The sequence below is a fragment of the Streptomyces krungchingensis genome (assembly GCF_054729265.1).
Genome location: NZ_JBPUKY010000001.1, coordinates 3,358,882 through 3,376,283 on the forward strand (window position 1 = coordinate 3,358,882; position 17,402 = coordinate 3,376,283).

Below are 17,402 nucleotides of genomic sequence, written 5' to 3' on the forward strand. Positions count from 1 at the left end.
CCCTCCCTCTCGCCGCGCCTCACTCGGCGTCCTCGCGAATGCGTTGCGCCCCCCGCAGCCGGGCGGGTGCCGCCCGCCGGTTCTCGGCGACCTCTTCCTCGGTGGGAAGTTCGGCACCGCGGGTGAGCAGCTTGAGCCGGGGCTGGTAGCGCTCGGGGACGACCGGCAGTCCGGGCGGCGCGGTGGAGGCGGCGCCGGCCGCGAACACCTGCTTGACCAGCCGGTCCTCCAGCGAGTGGTACGAGAGCACGGCGATGCGGCCGCCGACGGCGAGCGCCTCCACGGCGGCGGGGATCGCCCTCTCCAGGACGCTCAGCTCGCCGTTGACCTCGATGCGCAGCGCCTGGAAGGTGCGCTTGGCGGGGTTGCCGCCGGTTCGCTTGGCGGCCTGGGGCAGTGCGTCGCGGATCAGTTCGACGAGCCGTGCGCTGTTGCTGAAGGGCTCCTTCTCGCGTTCGCGCACGATCGCGGACACGATCCGCTTGGCCTGCTTCTCCTCGCCGTACGCCCGCAGGATCCGCACCAGCTCACCCGGCGGGTAGGTGTTGAGCACCTCGGCAGCGCTCATCCCGGTCGTCTGGTCCATGCGCATGTCGAGCGGGGCGTCCTGCGCGTACGCGAACCCGCGGTCCGCCTCGTCGAGCTGCATGGACGACACACCGAGGTCGAACAGCACGCCCTGGACACGCGGGATGCCGAGGCGGTCGAGCACCTCGGGGAGCTCGTCGTAGACGGCGTGCACCAGGGTGGCGCGGTCACCGAAGGGGGCGAGCCGCTCCCCCGACAGGCGCAGGGCCTCCTTGTCGCGGTCCAGGGCCACCAGGCGGGCCTCGGGGAACTGCGTGAGCAGGGCCTCGCTGTGGCCGCCGAGTCCCAGGGTGCAGTCGACGACGACGGCCCCCGGCTCACCGAGGGCCGGGGCCAGCATGTCCAGGCACCGCTGGAGCATCACCGGGACATGTCGACTCTGGCTCAAGGGGCCCTCTCAGGTCCGGCGCGGCCGTACGCACCGCCGGGTCCCCGCCCGCTCGAGAAGGGGAGGCCTGCTGGCGCCGGTGAGTGGCGTCAGCCGACCGGGAGCGGGAGGAGGCCGAGCCGTACGTACGCGCCGCGCACGCGGGGAGACGCCGGAAAATCGCCGGGTCTCCGGGGGATACAAGTCCAGCAGGGAGAGCCTCGCCTCCCGCTTCGCGTCACTTTAGTCCACGGTGTCTCGCGGTCAATCAACCGGCATGCGCGTCGCGGACCCCGCTCCCACCGAAGCCGCAAATACGCCCCTATCACCCTGACGGACGCACCGACACCGCCCGTGTGGGTTACGTCACAACAAGCCACGATGACGTTCTTTGTCCACTCTCACAACAAGACCACGCCCTACGTGACCAGTACCGTCATAGGTATGACGACTTCTGCATCCGTTCCCACCGAGCCCGAAGGCGCCATAGTCACTTCCGGCACCGTGACCGACCGCCTCGTCGACGCGAACCATCACTACGCCGACGCGTTCACCGACCCCGGCATGGACGCCCGCCCCGTGCTGCACGTCGCGGTGGTCGCCTGCATGGACGCCCGACTCGACCTGCACGCCGCACTCGGCCTGGCGCTCGGCGACTGTCACACCATCCGCAACGCGGGCGGAGTCGTCACCGACGACGTGATCCGCTCCCTCACCATCAGCCAGCGGGCGCTCGGCACCCGCAGCGTGGTCCTCATCCACCACACCGGCTGCGGCCTGGAGTCCCTCACCGAGGAATTCCGGCACGACCTGGAGATGGAGGTCGGCCAGCGCCCCGCCTGGGCGGTCGAGTCGTTCCGCGACGTCGACCAGGACGTGCGGCAGTCGATGCAGCGCGTGCGCACCTCGCCGTTCCTGCTGCACACCGACGACGTGCGGGGCTTCGTCTTCGACGTGAAGACCGGACTCCTGCGCGAGATCGACCCCGCCTGACGGGCCCGGTCCCGGCCGCGCCGGGACCCGGTTCTCCGGCTTCGCTCCCCCTCGCCCAGGTCCACGTCCTGACCCGGGTCGCCGTCCGCCGGCGGCCCGTGGGACGCTCTCCGCACGGAAACACCCTGCCTCCCCGGCGCCCAAAGAGCCGCAAGACCTGACATATCGCGGCCAGTTATCCACAGGCGAGTGACACGAACCGGTAACGGCAACAAGAATGCGGGTGTGGCGTCACGCGGAACTTTTCACGCGTGGTGTCCGTGTTTCGGGGTGGGCCGGTCCGCACAGGGCGTCGGCCCGAGAACGGGCCGAGGAGGGCCGGGTGACGACCTATGACGATCGAGCGAGCCTTACGGATCTGACCGCCACTGTGGAGCGCGTCCGCAGTTCGGTGGAAGGAGTGATCGAGGGCAAGCCTGAGGTCGTACGGCTTTCGCTGACCGTACTGCTCGCCGAGGGGCACCTCCTCATCGAGGATGTCCCGGGCGTCGGCAAGACCATGCTCGCCAAGGCGCTGGCGCGGTCCATCGACTGCTCGGTCAGGCGTATCCAGTTCACGCCCGACCTGCTGCCCTCGGACATCACCGGTGTGTCCATCTGGGACCAGCAGCGCCGGGACTTCGAGTTCAAGCCCGGAGCGATCTTCGCGCAGATCGTGATCGGCGACGAGATCAACCGCGCCTCGCCCAAGACGCAGTCCGCGCTCCTGGAGTCGATGGAGGAGCGGCAGGTCACGATCGACGGCCAGACCTACGAACTGCCCAGCCCCTTCATGGTGGTGGCCACGCAGAACCCGGTCGAGATGGAGGGCACGTACCCGCTGCCCGAGGCCCAGCGCGACCGCTTCATGGCCCGCGTCTCCATCGGCTACCCCAGCGCGGACGCCGAGCTGCAGATGCTCGACATCCACGGCGGGGTGAACCCGCTGGACGACCTCCAGCCGGTCGCCCACGCGCACGAGATCGTGAAGCTGATCGACGCGGTCCGCGCCGTCCACGTCGCCGACTCGGTGCGGCGGTACGCCGTGGACCTGGTCGCGGCCACGCGTACGCACCCGGACCTCAGACTCGGCGCCTCGCCGCGTGCCACGCTGCACCTGCTGCGCGCGGCGAAGGCGTCCGCCGCTCTGAGCGGCCGGGAGTTCGCGCTGCCGGACGACGTCCAGGCGCTCGCCGTGGCGGTCCTGGCCCACCGCCTGCTGCCCACGGCCCAGGCGCAGTTGAACCGCCGCACCGCCGAGCAGGTCGTCCTGGAGATCCTGCAGCGCACGCCCGTGCCCGCGGCTCCCCAGCAGCAGGCCGGCTTCCCGATGGGCCGGGGTGCGCCCGCCTACGGCCAGCAGCCGCCGCGGAGGCTGTGATGACGCAAGGGGGGACGGGGCCCGCCGCCGAGGAGGACAAGGGCGGACTGCGCACGGCGCTCGCCGGGCTCACGACCCGCGGACGCTCCTTCCTGGCCGCCGGCGTCGCCGCCGCGATCTGCGCGTACGTCCTGGGGCAGAGCGATCTGCTCCGGGTCGGACTGCTCCTCGCGGTCCTCCCGCTGGTGTGCGCCACCGTGCTGTACCGCACCCGCTACCGCGTCGCGGGAAGCCGCCGGCTCTCCCCCGGCAGGGTGCCCGCCGGTTCCGAGGCCCGGGTCCATCTGCGGATGGACAACGTCTCGCGGCTGCCCACCGGACTGCTGATGCTCCAGGACCGGGTGCCGTACGTGCTCGGGCCGCGGCCCCGGTTCGTCCTGGACCGGGTGGAGGCGGGGGGCCGCCGCGAGGTGTCCTACCGCGTGCGCTCGGACCTGCGTGGCCGCTATCCGCTGGGTCCGCTGCAGCTGCGGCTCACAGACCCGTTCGGGATGTGCGAGCTGACCCGCTCCTTCTCGACGTACGACACCCTGACGGTCATCCCGCGCGTGGAGGCTCTGCCGCCGGTCCGCCTGACCGGTGAGGCGAAGGGGTACGGCGACGGACGGCAGCGCTCACTGGCCCTGGCGGGCGAGGACGACATCATCCCGCGCGGCTATCGCTACGGCGACGATCTGCGCCGGGTGCACTGGCGGCTGACCGCGCGCTACGGCGAGTTGATGGTCCGTCGTGAGGAACAGCCCCAGCGCTCCCGTTGCACGGTGCTGCTCGACACCCGCGGCGTCGCCTTCCAGGGCGCGGGCCCCGACTCGGCTTTCGAGTGGGCCGTCTCCGGCACCGCCTCCACCTTGGTCCACATGCTCGAACGGGGCTTTTCGGTGAGGCTGTTGACCGACACCGGCAGCTCGGTGCCCGGCGAGGGCGCCGACGGTTTCGCGGGCGCCAGCCAGGAGTCGGCGGACGCGGCCGGGATGATGATGGACACCCTCGCGGTCATCGACCACTCGGACGGCACGGGCCTGTCCCGCGCCTACGACGTGCTGCGCGGGGGGAACGAAGGACTGCTGATCGCCTTCCTCGGCGATCTGGACGAGGAACAGGCCGGCGTGCTCGGCAGGATGCGTCAGCGCAGCGGCGGGGCGGTCGCCTTCCTGCTGGACAGCGAGTCCTGGGGGCGGGAACCGACCGATGTGGCCGGGCCGTTGGACAGGGGTGAGGACCGGCTGCGCATGCTGCGCGAGGCGGGCTGGACCGCGGTGACCGTGCCGCGCGGCGCCCAACTGGCCGACCTGTGGCGGGAGGCGGACCGTCAGCGCACGCACGTGGCGTCGACGGGGAGTACTGCGGGGGGTGGTGACTCATGAGCGGGCGAGCGCGACTGGCACTGTGCGCGGCCGCGGCCACGCTGATGGCCTCCTGCGCCCTGCTGCCGCTGGTCGACCCGGCGACCTGGATCTTCCAGGCGGCGTTCCTGCTGGCGGTGCAGACCGCGGTGGGCGCGCTGACCCGGCGGGTCCCGCTGGCCCGGCCGCTGACCGTGGCGGTGCAGGCACTGGTGACGCTGGCGCTGCTCACCCTGGCCTTCGCCCGGCAGGAGGCCCTCGCCGGGATCATCCCGGGGCCCGAGGTCTTCCAGCACTTCGGCGACCTGCTCCAGGCGGGCAGCGACGACGTCAGCCGGTATTCGATCCCGGCGCCGCTGTCCGACGGCATCCGGCTGATGCTCGTCGGCGGCGTCCTGGTGATCGGGCTCGCGGTCGACGCCCTCGCCGTGACGTACCGCAGCGCGGCACCGGCAGGGCTTCCGCTGCTCGCGCTCTACTCGGTCGCCGCGGGCCTCGCCGGCGGAGGCGCAGCGTGGCTGTGGTTCGTCCTGGCGGCCGCGGGTTATCTGATGCTGCTGCTCGCCGAGGGCCGTGACCGGCTCTCGCAGTGGGGACGCGTCTTCGGCGGGGCGCCCCGGGTGCCCGGCCCGGACTCCGCGAGCGGCGCCGTCGCGCCCGTCCGCACCGGCCGCCGCATCGGCGCGGTGGCGCTGGGCATCGCCCTGGTGGTGCCGCTCGGCCTGCCGGCCCTGGACGGCGGGCTGCTGGACGCCGCGGGGACGGGTGTGGGCACGGGCACCGGTGGCGGCGGCACGATCTCCGCCGTCAACCCCCTGGTCTCCCTCCGCGACAGCCTGAACGTGGACCAGGACCGCCAGGTCCTGTCCTACCGCACCAACACCGAGGACACCCAGGACCTGTATCTGCGGATCGTCTCCCTGGACGACTTCGACGGCACGGCGTGGAAACCGGCCCAGCGCCACATCGAGGACGTGCCCGACACCTTCCCGACGCCGACCGGTCTCGGCGGCGACATCCGGCGGGCCTCGATCCAGACCCGTATCTCGGCCGCCGACTGGTACGCGCAGGACTGGCTGCCCATGCCGTACCCCGCGAGCAAGGTCGACATCAGCGGCCGCTGGCGGTACGAGCCCGTGGGCCGCACCCTCGTCGGGGACCACGGGCAGAACACCCGGGGCGTGCAGTATCAGGTCACGAGTCTGGTCGTGCAGCCGACGGCGGAGCAGCTCGCGGACGCGCCGGAGCCTCCGGGCGCCTTGAAGCGCGAGTTCACCCGGGTTCCCGAGTCGCTGCCCGCCGTGGTGGCGAGGACGGCACGCCAGGTCACCGAGGGCTCGGCCAACCACTACGAGCAGGCGGTCAAGCTCCAGGACTACTTCGCCGTCAGCGGCAATTTCCGCTACGACACCCAGGTGCAGGTCGGCACGGGGTCCGCCGCGATCGCCCGCTTCCTGAAGGACAAGGAGGGCTTCTGCGTCCACTTCTCCTTCGCGATGGCCGCGATGGCCAGGACCCTCGGCATACCGGCCCGCGTGGCGGTGGGCTTCACGCCCGGCTCCCCGCAGGCGGACGGCTCGATGTCGGTCGGGCTGCGGGACGCACACGCCTGGCCCGAGCTGTACTTCGAGGGCGTCGGCTGGACCCGCTTCGAGCCGACGCCGAACCGTGGGACGGTGCCGGAGTACACCCAGGCGGACACACCCGGCACCGATGTTCCGGCCGTCCCGAAGCCGACGCTGTCGTCGTCCGCGGCGCCCTCCAGCGCACCGTCGGCGAGCGAGAGCTGCTCGGCCCAGCAGCGGAAGCTGGAGGCCTGCCCGAGCGAGTCGTCGCTGGCGACGGTGGGGTCCCACGAGGACAACTGGCCCTGGTTCAAGATCCTCGGACTGACGCTGGCCGGGCTCCTGGTCCTGGGCGTGCCGCTGCTGCCGATGCTCTGGCGACTACGCCAACGGGCAGCGCGGCTCGGCGGGCACGGCCGCACGGAGGCGGACGCGGCGGCGTACACGCTGGGCGCCTGGCAGGAGGTCACCGACACGGCGTGGGACTACGGGATCGCGCCGGACGACTCGCAGACCCCGCGCAAGGCGGCCGCGCGCATCGTCCGTCTCGGGAGCCTCGACCAGGACGCCTCGGAGTCGGTGCACCGGCTGGCGGCGGCCGTGGAGCAGGTCCTCTACGCGCCCCGTCCACGTCCGGTGGCCGGCCTGGGGAACGACGCGCGCCTCGTCGCTGACGCCTTCCGCGCCTCCGCGAGCCGTCCGGCCCGGCTCCGCGCTCTCCTCGCGCCCCGCTCGGCGGTCCGGGTCGCCTGGGCCTTCTCGGACCGCTGGTCGACCCTCAGGGCCGGTCTCGCGAGCCGCCGGGAGACGGTGCTGCGCCGTCTGCCGGGCCGTCCCTCCGGACAGAGCGGCTGACGCTCGGCAACACGTCGTGTGGCCCTGCTCCCGTCGGGAGCGGGGCCACACACGTATCGGGCTGCGCGGGGCCGGGGACGCCTCGGCGGATCGGCGGGGGCGGCGGATCGGGGGCTTCCGGGCGGGGCGGGCGCAGGCCGTACCGCCCGTGTCTGCCGGGCGGCGCGGCGGTACCGCCGTGTGTGCCCGACGAGGCGGGCGGGCGCGGGCGGTATGGACGGCGTCTGCCGGCGCGGGGCGGGGAAAGCACCGCCGCGTCTGCCGCGCGGGGCCGACACGGGAGGTACGGACCTGCGTCTGCCGGCGCGGAGCGGGAAAGCACCGCCGCGTCTGCCGCGCGGGGCCGACACGGGAGGTACGGACCTGGTCTGCCGCGCGGGGCCGACACGGGAGGTACGGACCTGCGTCTGCCGTGCGGGCCCGGCGCGGGAGGTACGGACGGCGTCTGCCGGGGACGTCACCCGGGACGTGTGGCCACCGGGGACGCATGGCGGTCGGGGACGCGTCGCGCACGCTCTCCGCGCACCGCGCATGAGGGGCCGCCGGGCCGCGAGGCCGGGGCTCCCGAGGTGCGAAGTTCTCGGTCGTACTTCCGCAAGTGGGCAGGTCGGCGGCGGCCGTGCGGGGGTGCCGGGCGTGGTGGGATCAGCCGGCCCGGGTTCCAGGGCGTGCGTGAGGGGGTGTCCACCTCGTCGGTGGACACCCCCTCACGCGATGTCTGCTTGTCCGCCCGGAGGGTCAGTGACCCTGCTCGTCTCGGCGGCGCTGCCAGCGTTGTTCGATGCGATCCATCATGGAGCGGCGCTGTCGGCCCTGGCGGCGGGCAGCGGGGGAACCCGTGGCCGCCGACTGTTCGCCCGGCTTGGGGGCCTTGCGCCAACCGGTGACGGCAAGCACCGCGCAACCCAGCATGACGAGGAAGCCGACCACGCTTACCCAGATCAGCTGAGCGACCATTCCGGCCATGAGGAGCGCGATACCCACCAGGAAGCCCGCGACCGCCTGGTAGACCCGTCGCCGGGTGTACGTACGCAGCCCGCTTCCCTCAAGCGCTGTCGCGAACTTGGGATCTTCGGCGTACAGCGCTCGCTCCATCTGCTCGAGCATGCGCTGCTCGTGCTCCGAGAGCGGCACGGAGTCCTCCTCATCGTGCAGTCGCCGGGGCGACCCGGGGGTCCCCTTCAGGATAGGCAGGGAATCGCCCCCGTGAAACCCGCCCCTCTACGCCAATTCGCCAACCGGAACCCGCCATGGCACCCCGACTCGCTGAGGCGTGCATTCCCCAGCGAACGGTCCGTCATGCCGGACGGTCTCCCTCGATCATACGGCGCCGAGCACCCGATCGGGGGGTCTGTGGCGTACTCCATCTGCCGCCAAGCCCCTGATCAGGGCTACGTCACAGGAGGCGGCTCAGCTCTCCGAGGCCCCTCGCGCCTCACCGAGCACATGGAGCTGTGTGGCCACGGAGTGGAACGCGGCGAGTTCCGCGGCCGCCGCCTCCAGCTTCAGCAGGGCCTCCAGCGCACCCGGCTCGGTGTCCACGAGGACGCCCGGCACCAGGTCCGCGAACACCCGCACACCGTGCACGGCTCCGACCCGCAGGCCCGCGCCCTCGACGAGCGCGGTGAGCTGCTCGGCGGTGAAGCGGTGCGGTACGGGGTCGCCCTCGCCCCAGCGTCCGTCCGGGTCCTCGAGCGCCTGCTTGGCCTCCTTGAAGTGGCCGGCGAGGGCGCGGGCCAGCACGGCTCCGCCCAGGCCCGCGGCGAGGAGGCTGAGGACACCCTCGGGGCGCAGCGCGTCCACCACGTTGCGCACGCCCTCGGCGGGGTCGTCCACGTACTCCAGGACCCCGTGGCACAGCACGGCGTCGTACCCGCCGCGGCCGACCACGTCGAAGAGGCCGTGCGCGTCGCCCTGGACCCCCTGCACCCGGTCGGCGACACCGGCTTCGGCGGCCCGGCGCTCCAGCGCGAACAGCGCGTTCGGGCTGGGGTCGACGACGGTGACGCGGTGGCCGAGGCGGGCCACGGGCACCGCGAAATTGCCGCTGCCGCCGCCGGTGTCGAGCACGTCGAGGGACTCCCGCCCGGTGGCCTTGACCCGGCGGTCGAGGGCGTCCTTGAGGACCTCCCAGACCACGGCGGTACGGAGAGAAGCGCGGGGGCGCATCGGGTCCGGCACGGCAGTTGACTCCTCGGCGCGGCACCGCCTCTTGCGCGGCGGAGCGATCGGGGCCCTCCCGGCGGGGAGGTCGCAGGCGCCTCCACCCTATTGCCTCCGCGGGCGTCGCCGATCCTCCGGCTCACGCGGCGGCTCACCAGGAGGGGGCCGTCACTTGCCGGTCGTGGGGCGTGGCCGCCGTGCCGGTCAGCCCGCGTCCGGGACCTCGCCGTCCTCCTCCCTCTGCTGCCGGGGCTGGGGCAGGACGGGTTGCAGGACGAGCATGCGCTCGACGAGGCGCAGGAACATCGCGACGTCGCGTATCAGATCGTCGGCGTCGCGCGTGGTGGCGGCGCCCTGGATGCCGGCCTCGGCGCGGGCGCGGCGGGTGGCACCGGAGGCGAACAGCGCGCTCCACTCGGTCAGTTCGGGCGCGATCTCGGGGAGTACCTCCCAGGCGCTGCGGATGCGCGCCCTGCGCCGGGGGGTGGTCTCCGGGCGTCCCCGTGCGGCGAGGACGGCGGCTGCGGTGCGCAGTGCGGCCAAGTGGGCTGTCGCATAGCGCTCGTTGGGCGTGTCCAGCGCGGTCGCCTCGTCGAGTCCGGCGCGGGCCTGGGCGAGCAGATCGAGGGCGGCGGGCGGGGCCGTGGCCCGGCGCAGCACGGGGTGCACGTCGCTCGCCGGACCGGTCAGTGAGGGGGCAGGGCCGGTGGCGCGGCGCCGGCGGGCGGCGGCTGCGGAAGAGCTGGCCATGACGAACCTCCTGTCGTCTGTGTGACGGCACTGTGGCCGTATGTGCCCATCGTGAGGTATGCCACTGACAATCCGTTCTGACCAGGGCTTTTGCTTCGATCGAAGGTTCGGGATACTTTTTGCACTGACCAGTCAGTTCAAAAGTAGTTCCAGGGATGGGGAAGCTGTGGACGGTCCGCACGGACTGGGCGTCACGGCCGAGGACTTCGGGCTCGAAGGACCGCGCGGCCGGGTGTTCGGCGGGGTCCGCGTCGACGCGGAGCCCGGCTCGCTGATCGCGATCGAGGGGCCCTCGGGCTCCGGACGCACCTGCCTGCTGCTCGCGCTCACGGGCCGGATGAGGCCCACCGAGGGGACGGCCCGCGTGGGTTCGTCGAGACTGCCGAAGCAGATGGCCGCCGTGCGCCGCACGAGCGGGCTCGCGCACGTGCCCGGGGTCACCGACCTGGACCCGGCACTGACCGTCGGGGAGCACCTGAGCGAACGGGCGCTGCTGGAGCGGCGGTTCGGCGGCCCCCTGCGCGGGTTGCTGCGATCGTGGTCCAAGGGGGCGCGCCCGGCCGGCGGGCAGGCGCGGACCGGCGGCAGGGCGGCCGAGGCGAAGCTGCGGATCGACACCGCGCTGGCGGCAGCCGGACTCGACCGGGAGGCGCTGCCCAAGGGCTCCCGGACCGCCGTGCGCGACCTGGAGCGGCTCGAATCCCTGCGGCTGTCGATAGCCCTGGCCCTGATCGGCCGCCCCCGCCTGCTCGGCGTCGACGACACCGATCTCAAGCTCTCGGACGCCGAACGGGCCGAGGTGTGGGCCCTGTTGAGGTCGATCGCCGACTCGGGCACCACCGTGGTGGCCGTGTGCAGCGAGGCTCCTGAAGGTGCCGTCGTCGTCTCGACCCGACCGCACGGCGGGCGGGAGCCGGCCGCCGAGGACGGCGCCACGCCCACGCCTACGCCCACGCCCGCGGACGCCACCAGCCCCACGGACAGCACCACCGGCACCGACGTCACCGCCACCGCCACTGCCACCGCGGACGTCACCCCCGCCGAGCAAACCCCGGCCACCGGTGACGGCACCCCCGGCAAGAACACCCCCGACGACGAGGAGACGGCCGATGCGCTCGCCGAAACTGGCCGCCCTTGAACTCCGGCGCTTCGGACGCGGCAAGCTGCCCCGGGCCGCGCTGGTGGCCCTCCTCCTGCTGCCCCTCCTGTACGGCGCCCTCTACCTGTGGTCGTTCTGGGACCCGTACGGCCGCCTGGACCGCATCCCCGTGGCCCTCGTGAACGACGACAAGGGGGCGACGGCCGCGGGCAGGAAGGTCTCGGCGGGCGACGACATCACCAAGGGGCTGCGCGACAGCGACACCTTCGAGTGGCACGAGGTGAGCGCCTCGGAGGCCCGCAAGGGCGTCGAGGACGGCACGTACTACCTGTCCCTGACGATGCCGGACGACTTCAGCGAGCGCATCGCCTCCAACTCCGGCGCCTCGCCCGAGACGGGCGCGCTCCAGGTGCGGACCAACGACGCGAACAACTACATCGTCGGGCAGATCTCCCGGACCGTGTTCAGCGAGGTGCGCACCGCCGCGTCCACCAAGGCGTCACGGTCGTTCCTGGACAAGATCTTCATCTCCTTCTCGGACATCCACGGGGCGACGGAGAAGGCCGCCGACGGGGCCGACCGGCTCAAGGGCGGGATCGGCAAGGCGAAGAAGGGATCCAAGGACCTCGCGGACGGTCTCGCGGAGGCCAAGAAGGGCAGCGGGAAGCTGTCCGGCGGCCTGAGGAAGCTCGACAAGGGCGCGGGCGACCTGGAGGACGGGTCGCGGCAGGTCGCGGACGGCACGCAGACGCTGGCCGACCGGGTCAACGGGGTCGCCGGCAAGGTGGGGCCGTTCCTGAAGGACAACGAGAAGTCGATCGGCGACACGGCCCAGCTCGTCGCCGACTCGGCGTCCGGCATCCGGCACAACCTCGACGACCTCGTGGAGCGGGCTCCGGCCGCGGCCAAGGGGGCGCACGCGGCCTCCACCGCGCTGGATGCCGTCTACAAGGCGCGTTGCGAGACGCCGGTCGTCCCCGACCTCGCGTGCGGCGACCTGAAGAAGGCCAGGACGGCCGCGGCGGACGTGGCCGAGGTGGCCGACGACCTGAACACGCTGATCGACGACCAGGACGGCGATCTCGACAAGCTCGACAAGAACCTGGCCACCCTGGAGAAGCAGGCCCAGGCGCTCGCCGACCGCTCGCCGCACCTCTCCGAGGACCTGACCGACGCCGTTTCCAAGATCAACAAGCTCAACGAGGGCGCCGCGAAGGTCGCCAAGGGCGCCAAGCGGCTGCACACCGGACTCGGCACGGCGAAGGCCGGGGCGCGCGACCTCGACACGGGCGTGGGGGCGCTGAAGACGGGCGCGAGCGACCTCGACGGGGGCATCTACAAGCTCGTCGGCGGCTCCGGCAAGCTCGCCGGCGGGCTGCACGACGGCGCCGAGCAGATCCCTGACTACGGCAAGTCCGACCGCGACCGGCGCACCCAGGTCATGGCGGACCCGGTCCGGCTCGCCTCCCAGGACCTGCACAAGGCGCCCAACTACGGCACCGGTTTCGCTCCGTACTTCATCCCGCTGTCGCTCTGGGTGGGCGCGATGGTCGCGTACATGCTGATCCCGCCGCTGAACCGGCGCGCGCTCGCGGTGGGGGCCTCGGCGTGGCGTGTCGCGCTGGCGGGCTGGCTCCCGGTGGCCGCGGTGGGAGTGCTCCAGACGGCGGCCCTGATGTCCGTGCTGCACTGGGCGATCGGCCTGGAGATGGCGCGCGCGGCCGGGACGGTGGGCTTCCTGTTCCTCGTGACGGCGTGTTTCGCCGCGCTCGTCCAGTGGCTGAACGCGCGCTTCGGCGCGGCGGGGCGGATCCTCGTCCTCGCCTTCCTGATGCTCCAGTTGACGTCGGCGGGCGGCACGTACCCCGTCCAGACCAGTCCGCGTTTCTTCAGCGCGATCCATCCCTTCCTGCCGATGAGTTACGTCGTCGAGGCCCTCAGGAGGCTCATCACCGGCGGCGGCCTGGGTCCCGTCTGGCAGGCGTGCGCCGTCCTGGTGGCCTTCACCGCGGGCGCCCTCGCGCTCACCGCCCTGTCGGCACGCCGCAAGCAGGTGTGGACCCTCGACCGGCTGCACCCGGAGCTGAGCCTGTGACCACGCCCGCCACCGGCCCTGTGACAATCGGGGCCATGGAAAGCAGCAGCACCACGGCGGGCGGCGGCGGCCGCCGCGAGGCGACCCGGCAGAAGCTCTACGAGGCCGCCGTCACCCTGATCGCCGAACAGGGCTTCTCCGCCACCACGGTGGACGAGATCGCCGAGCGCGCCGGGGTCGCCAAGGGCACGGTCTACTACAACTTCGCGAGCAAGTCGGTCCTCTTCGAGGAGTTGCTGCGGCACGGCGTGGGCCTGCTCACCGCCTCCTTGCGGGAGGCGGCCGAGAAGACCGCGCGCGACGGCGGCAGCAAGGTCGACGCGCTGGACGCGATGATCCGCGCGGGGCTCGTCTTCATCGACCGGTATCCGGCCTTCACCCAGCTGTACGTGGCGGAGCTGTGGCGCACGAACCGTGCCTGGCAGTCCACCTTGATGGTGGTCAGGCAGGAGGCCGTCGCGGTCGTCGAGAACGTCCTGCGCGAGGGCGTGGCGGGCGGCGAGCTCAGCGACGAGATCGACATCCCGCTGACGGCTGCGGCGCTGGTCGGCATGGTCCTCGTGGCCGCGCTGGACTGGCAGGCCTTCCAGCCGGAGCGCTCGCTGGACGACGTGCACGCGGCGCTGTCCCGGCTGCTCCAGGGACGCGTGAGCGGCGGCCGCTGAGGGCGGGGGCGCAACGGAGCCGGACAGGCGAGAGCGCCGGTCCGATCGGCCGCGTCCCCCGCGGGCCGATCGAACCGGCGCCTCGCCGTACTCCCCCGTGCTCCCCCGTCGGGCCCCGCTCCGGTCGTCCCCCGGGTCCCCCGTGCCTCACTCCCGCCGACCGGGTCGGCGGAAGGAGCGGCCAAGGGCGCGAGAACCGTTCCGCCGCCCCGTGTCGGCGGTACCGGAGCCGCGCCCCTTTCCGTGTCTCCACTCTCTCGTTCGCGCTGGTCGGGCCCCATCCGCGCGCGTACTCATCTCACTCACTGAGTACGTGTACTCAGCCGTACGCACTCATGCCCAGGCCGTGGCGTCCGCCACTGGTTACGATCGCGTCCGTGTCGGTACTCCCCCTGGTCTTCACCAGCGGCTGGGCCAGCGGCATCAACGCGTACGCGGTGGTGCTGCTCCTGGGCGTCTTCGGCGCGACCGGTCTCACCGACGACGTCCCCGAGTCGATGCAGCGCCCCGAGGTGCTCGCGGTGGCGGGCGCGCTGTTCCTGTGCGAGGCCGTCGCCGACAAGATCCCGTACGTGGACTCGGCGTGGGACTCGGTGCACACGGTGGTACGGCCGGTCGCCGGCGCCTGGATCGGCGCGCTGCTCGCGGGGCAGAGCGGTTCGCTCTCGGACGTGGTGGCGGGCCTGATCGGCGGTTCGACGGCGCTGGCCAGTCACACGGTCAAGGCCGGAACCCGGATGGCGGTGAACACCTCCCCGGAGCCCCTCAGCAACATGGTCATCAGCCTGGCCGAGGACCTCGGGGTCGGCGCGATCGTCACGTTCGCGATGTTCCACCCGCTGGCGGCGGCGATCATCGCGGCCGTCCTGCTCGTGGCCGGACTGGTCGTGCTGTTCTTCCTGCTCTCGCGGATCCGCCGGTTCCTGCGGCGCCGAGCCCAGCGGCGGGAGGAGAGACGGCTCGCGGCGCGGGTCGAGCGGCCCCCCGACTGAGCGCCCGCGGGAGGGAGTGTCGGAGGCGGCCGATAAAGTCCCTGGCATGGCACGAATTGTGGTGATCGGCGCCGGGATGGGCGCGATGGCGGCGGCCGCCCGGCTGGCCGTCGCGGGCCACCGGGTGGTGGTGTACGAGCGCACGGCGACGTACGGCGGTGCGCTGCGCCGCGTCGAGCGCGACGGCTTCACCTTCGACACCGGCCCGACGCTCCTGCCGGTGCCCGCGGTCCACCGCGACCTGTTCGTCAAGACGGGGAAGCAGCCCCTGGAGGAGTGCGTCGAACTGGTCCAGGTCGACCCCTCGGCCCGGCACCTCTTCGCGGACGGCACGGAGGTGTCCCTGCCGAACGCCTCCCGCGCGGGCGTCGTCTCCGCGCTGGACGAAGCGCTCGGAGCCGGCGCGGGCGGGCGCTGGGGCGACTTCCTGGTGCGGGCCCGCGAGGCGTGGGACCGCACGCGCAGACCGCTCCTGGAGGAGCCGCTGTGGCCCGACTGGCCGGTGCTCGCCCGGCAGGAGCCCTATCCCTCGGTGCCGCACAAGAAGCTGCTGCGGACCCGCCGTGCCACCACCCTCGCCGAGGTCGGCGCCTGGGAGCTGCGTGAACCGCGCCTCGCGGCCCTGCTGGAGAGCCACGCCCTGGCGTACGGGCTCGATCCGCGCGTGGCGCCGGCGAGCGCCGCCGTGCTGCCCTACATGGAGCACGCCTTCGGCACCTGGTACGTCCGCGGCGGCCTGCGGGAACTGGCCCGCGCGGTGTACGAGCGGTGCCTCGCCCGCAAGGTCGAGTTCCGCTTCGGGGCGGACGTCGCACGGATCGTCGAGAAGGACGGCCGGGCCGCGGGTGTGGAGCTCGCGTCCGGCGCCGTGGAGGAGGCCGAGTTCGTGGTCGCCGGTGTGGCACCCGGCGTGCTGCGGGGCCTCGTCCCGCAGACGGCGGTCCGTGGCGACGGGGAGGTCCCGCCGCAGAGCGGGGCACCGAGCAGGCTGACCGTGCTGCTGGCGCTGCGCGGCGGGCGGCCCGAGCGGGTGGCGCACCGGACGGTGGTCCACTCGGCCGACCGTGACGACGAGTTGGACCGCCTGTTCGGCGAGCGCCCGGGGCTGCCGGCCTCGCCCACCCTCGTGGTCACACGCCCCGACGACCCGGCGACGGCCCCGGACGCCGAGCACGAGGCGGTGACGCTGTCGGTCACCGTGCCGTCGGGGTTCTCGGTGTCCGACGCGGACGTGGAGCGGGTTCTCGGCGCCGCCGGGCGCGCGCTGCCCGACCTGCGCGAGCGGCTCCTGTGGCACGAGGTCCGCACCCCGGCGGACATCGCGGACGAGACGGGCGCGGAAGGCGGCGCGGTTCCCGCCCCGGCGCTCGCCGCGGCGGACGGCCGGCTGCTGCACCCGTCGAACGGCACACGCATGCCCGGCCTGTTCACGGCGGGCGGCTGGGCGCACCCCGGCGGCGGTCTTCCGCATGCCGGCATGTCGGGGGCGTTGGTGGCCGGGCTGATCGTGGAGGGACCGGAGTTCCGCGGGTCGCAGTGAGCGGTCCCGGTGACCCGTCGGGGGACCGGGACCGGACGGTCCGAGGGCCGGTGCGGACGGGCGGCACCGGCCGCGGTCAGTACCGGTACTGCTCGTCGTACCCGTTTCCGGAGCCCGTGCCGTTGCCGTCGCCCTGGTAGGGATACGGCTGCTCGGGCGGGAGTTCGCCGCCGTACGGGTCGTCCGTGCTGCGCTGCTGCGGCACCCAGACGCCTCCCGCCGGGGTCTCGCCGCCGTAGGTGCCGGTGCCGGCGTACTGGTCCTGGCCGTACCCCTGCTGCGGGTACTGCTGCTGCCCGCCGTACGTGGTGTCGTATCCGGCACCGCTGTAGGTCTGCGTGCCGATGTACGGGTCGGAGTACGCGGCGTACTGCTGCTGGCCGTTGTCGTAGGAGTACTGCTGCTGGTTGTAGCCCGAGTAGTCGTAGGCGTAGGCCTGCTGGTCCTGGGACTGGTGGGCGGCACCGTAGGACTGGTCGGTGGCCGCGGCGTACGCGTTGTCGCTGTAGATGCCGTAGGAGCCGGTGTCCTCGGGGAGGGGCTGCGGCTCGTACACGGCGGTGGCCTCGGCGGCCGAGGGCTCGTTCGCCCCCGTCGGCGCGAACCGGTCGGACTGGCCGGGCGAGAAGACGTCGTCGTCGCCGGCGTAGTCGTCACCGTGCGCGTAGGCCGCGCCGTCGGCGGCTTCGAGGTCGGAGACCTCCAGCGTCGGGTCCTGGTACTCCGGCTCGCCGCGACGGCGTTTGCTGGGCCTGTCCGGCCCGGAACGGCCGTTGATGGCCCAGCCCTGGGCGAAGCCGCGGCGGAACGACAGCGTGACGTAGGTCTGACCGACCGCGAAGGCGGCCGCGCCCAGGCCGATGACCACCACCGAGGGCATCAGCACACCGAGGACGACACCGAGGAAGCCGACGAAGGCGAGCAGCCGGTAGCGCAGTCGCGCCTTGTACTGCAGCAGGACCTCGCCGAGCAGCCACAGCGCGACCACTCCGAACGCGAAATAGAGGACCGTCCAGCCCATGTACGC

General features: G+C 72.9%; 14 protein-coding genes. 9 read left to right on the forward strand and 5 right to left on the reverse strand.

Going from position 1 to position 17,402, the window contains the following annotated elements; genetic code table 11:
- Positions 1–19 precede the first annotated feature (19 nt).
- A complete protein-coding gene (rsmH, locus tag ACSYGO_RS14965; RefSeq protein ID WP_426675872.1) occupies positions 20–976 on the reverse strand; it encodes a 16S rRNA (cytosine(1402)-N(4))-methyltransferase RsmH in 957 nt (318 codons plus the stop codon).
- A gap of 423 nt (positions 977–1,399) precedes the next feature.
- Here rsmH and ACSYGO_RS14970 point away from each other — a divergent pair, with 423 nt between their 5' ends.
- From ACSYGO_RS14970 to ACSYGO_RS14985, 4 genes are all read left to right on the forward strand, one after another.
- The gene (locus ACSYGO_RS14970) at positions 1,400–1,948 is read left to right on the forward strand and encodes a beta-class carbonic anhydrase (RefSeq protein WP_345643658.1); all 549 of its coding nucleotides are present in this window, start codon (positions 1,400–1,402) and stop codon (positions 1,946–1,948) included.
- Between the two features lie 322 nt (positions 1,949–2,270).
- Positions 2,271–3,308, forward strand: coding sequence for an AAA family ATPase (locus ACSYGO_RS14975; RefSeq protein ID WP_426675871.1), 1,038 nt, complete (start codon positions 2,271–2,273; stop codon positions 3,306–3,308).
- Positions 3,308–4,672 (forward strand): DUF58 domain-containing protein, encoded by a 1,365-nt coding sequence (locus ACSYGO_RS14980; protein WP_426675870.1) that lies wholly within the window; start codon positions 3,308–3,310, stop codon positions 4,670–4,672. The genes ACSYGO_RS14975 and ACSYGO_RS14980 overlap by 1 nt, the downstream gene beginning before the upstream one ends.
- Entirely contained in the window at positions 4,669–7,071 is a 2,403-nt protein-coding gene (locus tag ACSYGO_RS14985) for a transglutaminase TgpA family protein (RefSeq protein WP_426675869.1), read from the forward strand. The genes ACSYGO_RS14980 and ACSYGO_RS14985 overlap by 4 nt, the downstream gene beginning before the upstream one ends.
- A 738-nt stretch (positions 7,072–7,809) precedes the next feature.
- On the opposite strand, the gene ACSYGO_RS14990 is transcribed toward ACSYGO_RS14985, so the two are convergent.
- The 3 genes from ACSYGO_RS14990 to ACSYGO_RS15000 form a co-directional block, all read right to left on the reverse strand.
- Positions 7,810–8,205: a DUF3040 domain-containing protein gene (locus tag ACSYGO_RS14990; RefSeq protein ID WP_028803204.1), complete on the reverse strand. Its 396-nt coding sequence runs from the start codon at positions 8,203–8,205 to the stop codon at positions 7,810–7,812.
- A gap of 276 nt (positions 8,206–8,481) precedes the next feature.
- Positions 8,482–9,252 carry a methyltransferase gene (locus ACSYGO_RS14995; RefSeq protein WP_095933719.1) on the reverse strand — a complete coding sequence of 257 codons (771 nt, stop codon included), beginning with the start codon at positions 9,250–9,252 and terminating at the stop codon, positions 8,482–8,484.
- Positions 9,253–9,438: 186 nt separating this feature from the next.
- On the reverse strand, positions 9,439–9,984 hold the full coding sequence (locus ACSYGO_RS15000) for an SAV_6107 family HEPN domain-containing protein (RefSeq protein WP_432173291.1): 546 nt from the start codon (positions 9,982–9,984) through the stop codon (positions 9,439–9,441).
- A 166-nt stretch (positions 9,985–10,150) separates the two neighbouring features.
- Here ACSYGO_RS15000 and ACSYGO_RS15005 point away from each other — a divergent pair, with 166 nt between their 5' ends.
- From ACSYGO_RS15005 to ACSYGO_RS15025, 5 genes are all read left to right on the forward strand, one after another.
- Positions 10,151–11,122, forward strand: a complete 972-nt coding sequence (locus ACSYGO_RS15005; RefSeq protein WP_460386848.1) for an ATP-binding cassette domain-containing protein — start codon at positions 10,151–10,153, stop codon at positions 11,120–11,122.
- A complete protein-coding gene (locus ACSYGO_RS15010) occupies positions 11,094–13,178 on the forward strand; it encodes a YhgE/Pip family protein (RefSeq protein WP_460386849.1) in 2,085 nt (694 codons plus the stop codon). Before ACSYGO_RS15005 ends, ACSYGO_RS15010 begins: the two co-directional genes overlap by 29 nt.
- A 35-nt stretch (positions 13,179–13,213) precedes the next feature.
- Positions 13,214–13,843 carry a TetR/AcrR family transcriptional regulator gene (locus ACSYGO_RS15015; RefSeq protein WP_345643636.1) on the forward strand — a complete coding sequence of 210 codons (630 nt, stop codon included), beginning with the start codon at positions 13,214–13,216 and terminating at the stop codon, positions 13,841–13,843.
- 377 nt (positions 13,844–14,220) lie between these two features.
- Positions 14,221–14,835 (forward strand): DUF4126 domain-containing protein, encoded by a 615-nt coding sequence (locus ACSYGO_RS15020; RefSeq protein WP_095933723.1) that lies wholly within the window; start codon positions 14,221–14,223, stop codon positions 14,833–14,835.
- Positions 14,836–14,881: 46 nt separating this feature from the next.
- Positions 14,882–16,375 carry a phytoene desaturase family protein gene (locus ACSYGO_RS15025; RefSeq protein WP_460386851.1) on the forward strand — a complete coding sequence of 498 codons (1,494 nt, stop codon included), beginning with the start codon at positions 14,882–14,884 and terminating at the stop codon, positions 16,373–16,375.
- A 76-nt stretch (positions 16,376–16,451) separates the two neighbouring features.
- Here the strand turns inward: ACSYGO_RS15025 and ACSYGO_RS15030 are convergent, their stop codons facing one another.
- On the reverse strand, positions 16,452–17,396 hold the full coding sequence (locus ACSYGO_RS15030; protein ID WP_426675864.1) for an SCO2102 family sporulation regulator: 945 nt from the start codon (positions 17,394–17,396) through the stop codon (positions 16,452–16,454).
- Positions 17,397–17,402 lie beyond the last annotated feature (6 nt).

Bases quoted from the DNA above. Each gene is read 5' to 3' on its own strand.
- ACSYGO_RS15000 (WP_432173291.1), bottom strand. From the start codon at position 9,984: ATGGCCAGCTCTTCCGCAGCCGCCGCCCGCCGGCGCCGCGCCACCGGC.
- ACSYGO_RS15030 (WP_426675864.1), bottom strand. From the start codon at position 17,396: ATGGGCTGGACGGTCCTCTATTTCGCGTTCGGAGTGGTCGCGCTGTGG.
- ACSYGO_RS15025 (WP_460386851.1), top strand. From the start codon at position 14,882: ATGGCACGAATTGTGGTGATCGGCGCCGGGATGGGCGCGATGGCGGCG.
- ACSYGO_RS15010 (WP_460386849.1), top strand. From the start codon at position 11,094: ATGCGCTCGCCGAAACTGGCCGCCCTTGAACTCCGGCGCTTCGGACGC.
- ACSYGO_RS14985 (WP_426675869.1), top strand. From the start codon at position 4,669: ATGAGCGGGCGAGCGCGACTGGCACTGTGCGCGGCCGCGGCCACGCTG.
- ACSYGO_RS15015 (WP_345643636.1), top strand. From the start codon at position 13,214: ATGGAAAGCAGCAGCACCACGGCGGGCGGCGGCGGCCGCCGCGAGGCG.
- ACSYGO_RS14980 (WP_426675870.1), top strand. From the start codon at position 3,308: ATGACGCAAGGGGGGACGGGGCCCGCCGCCGAGGAGGACAAGGGCGGA.
- ACSYGO_RS14970 (WP_345643658.1), top strand. From the start codon at position 1,400: ATGACGACTTCTGCATCCGTTCCCACCGAGCCCGAAGGCGCCATAGTC.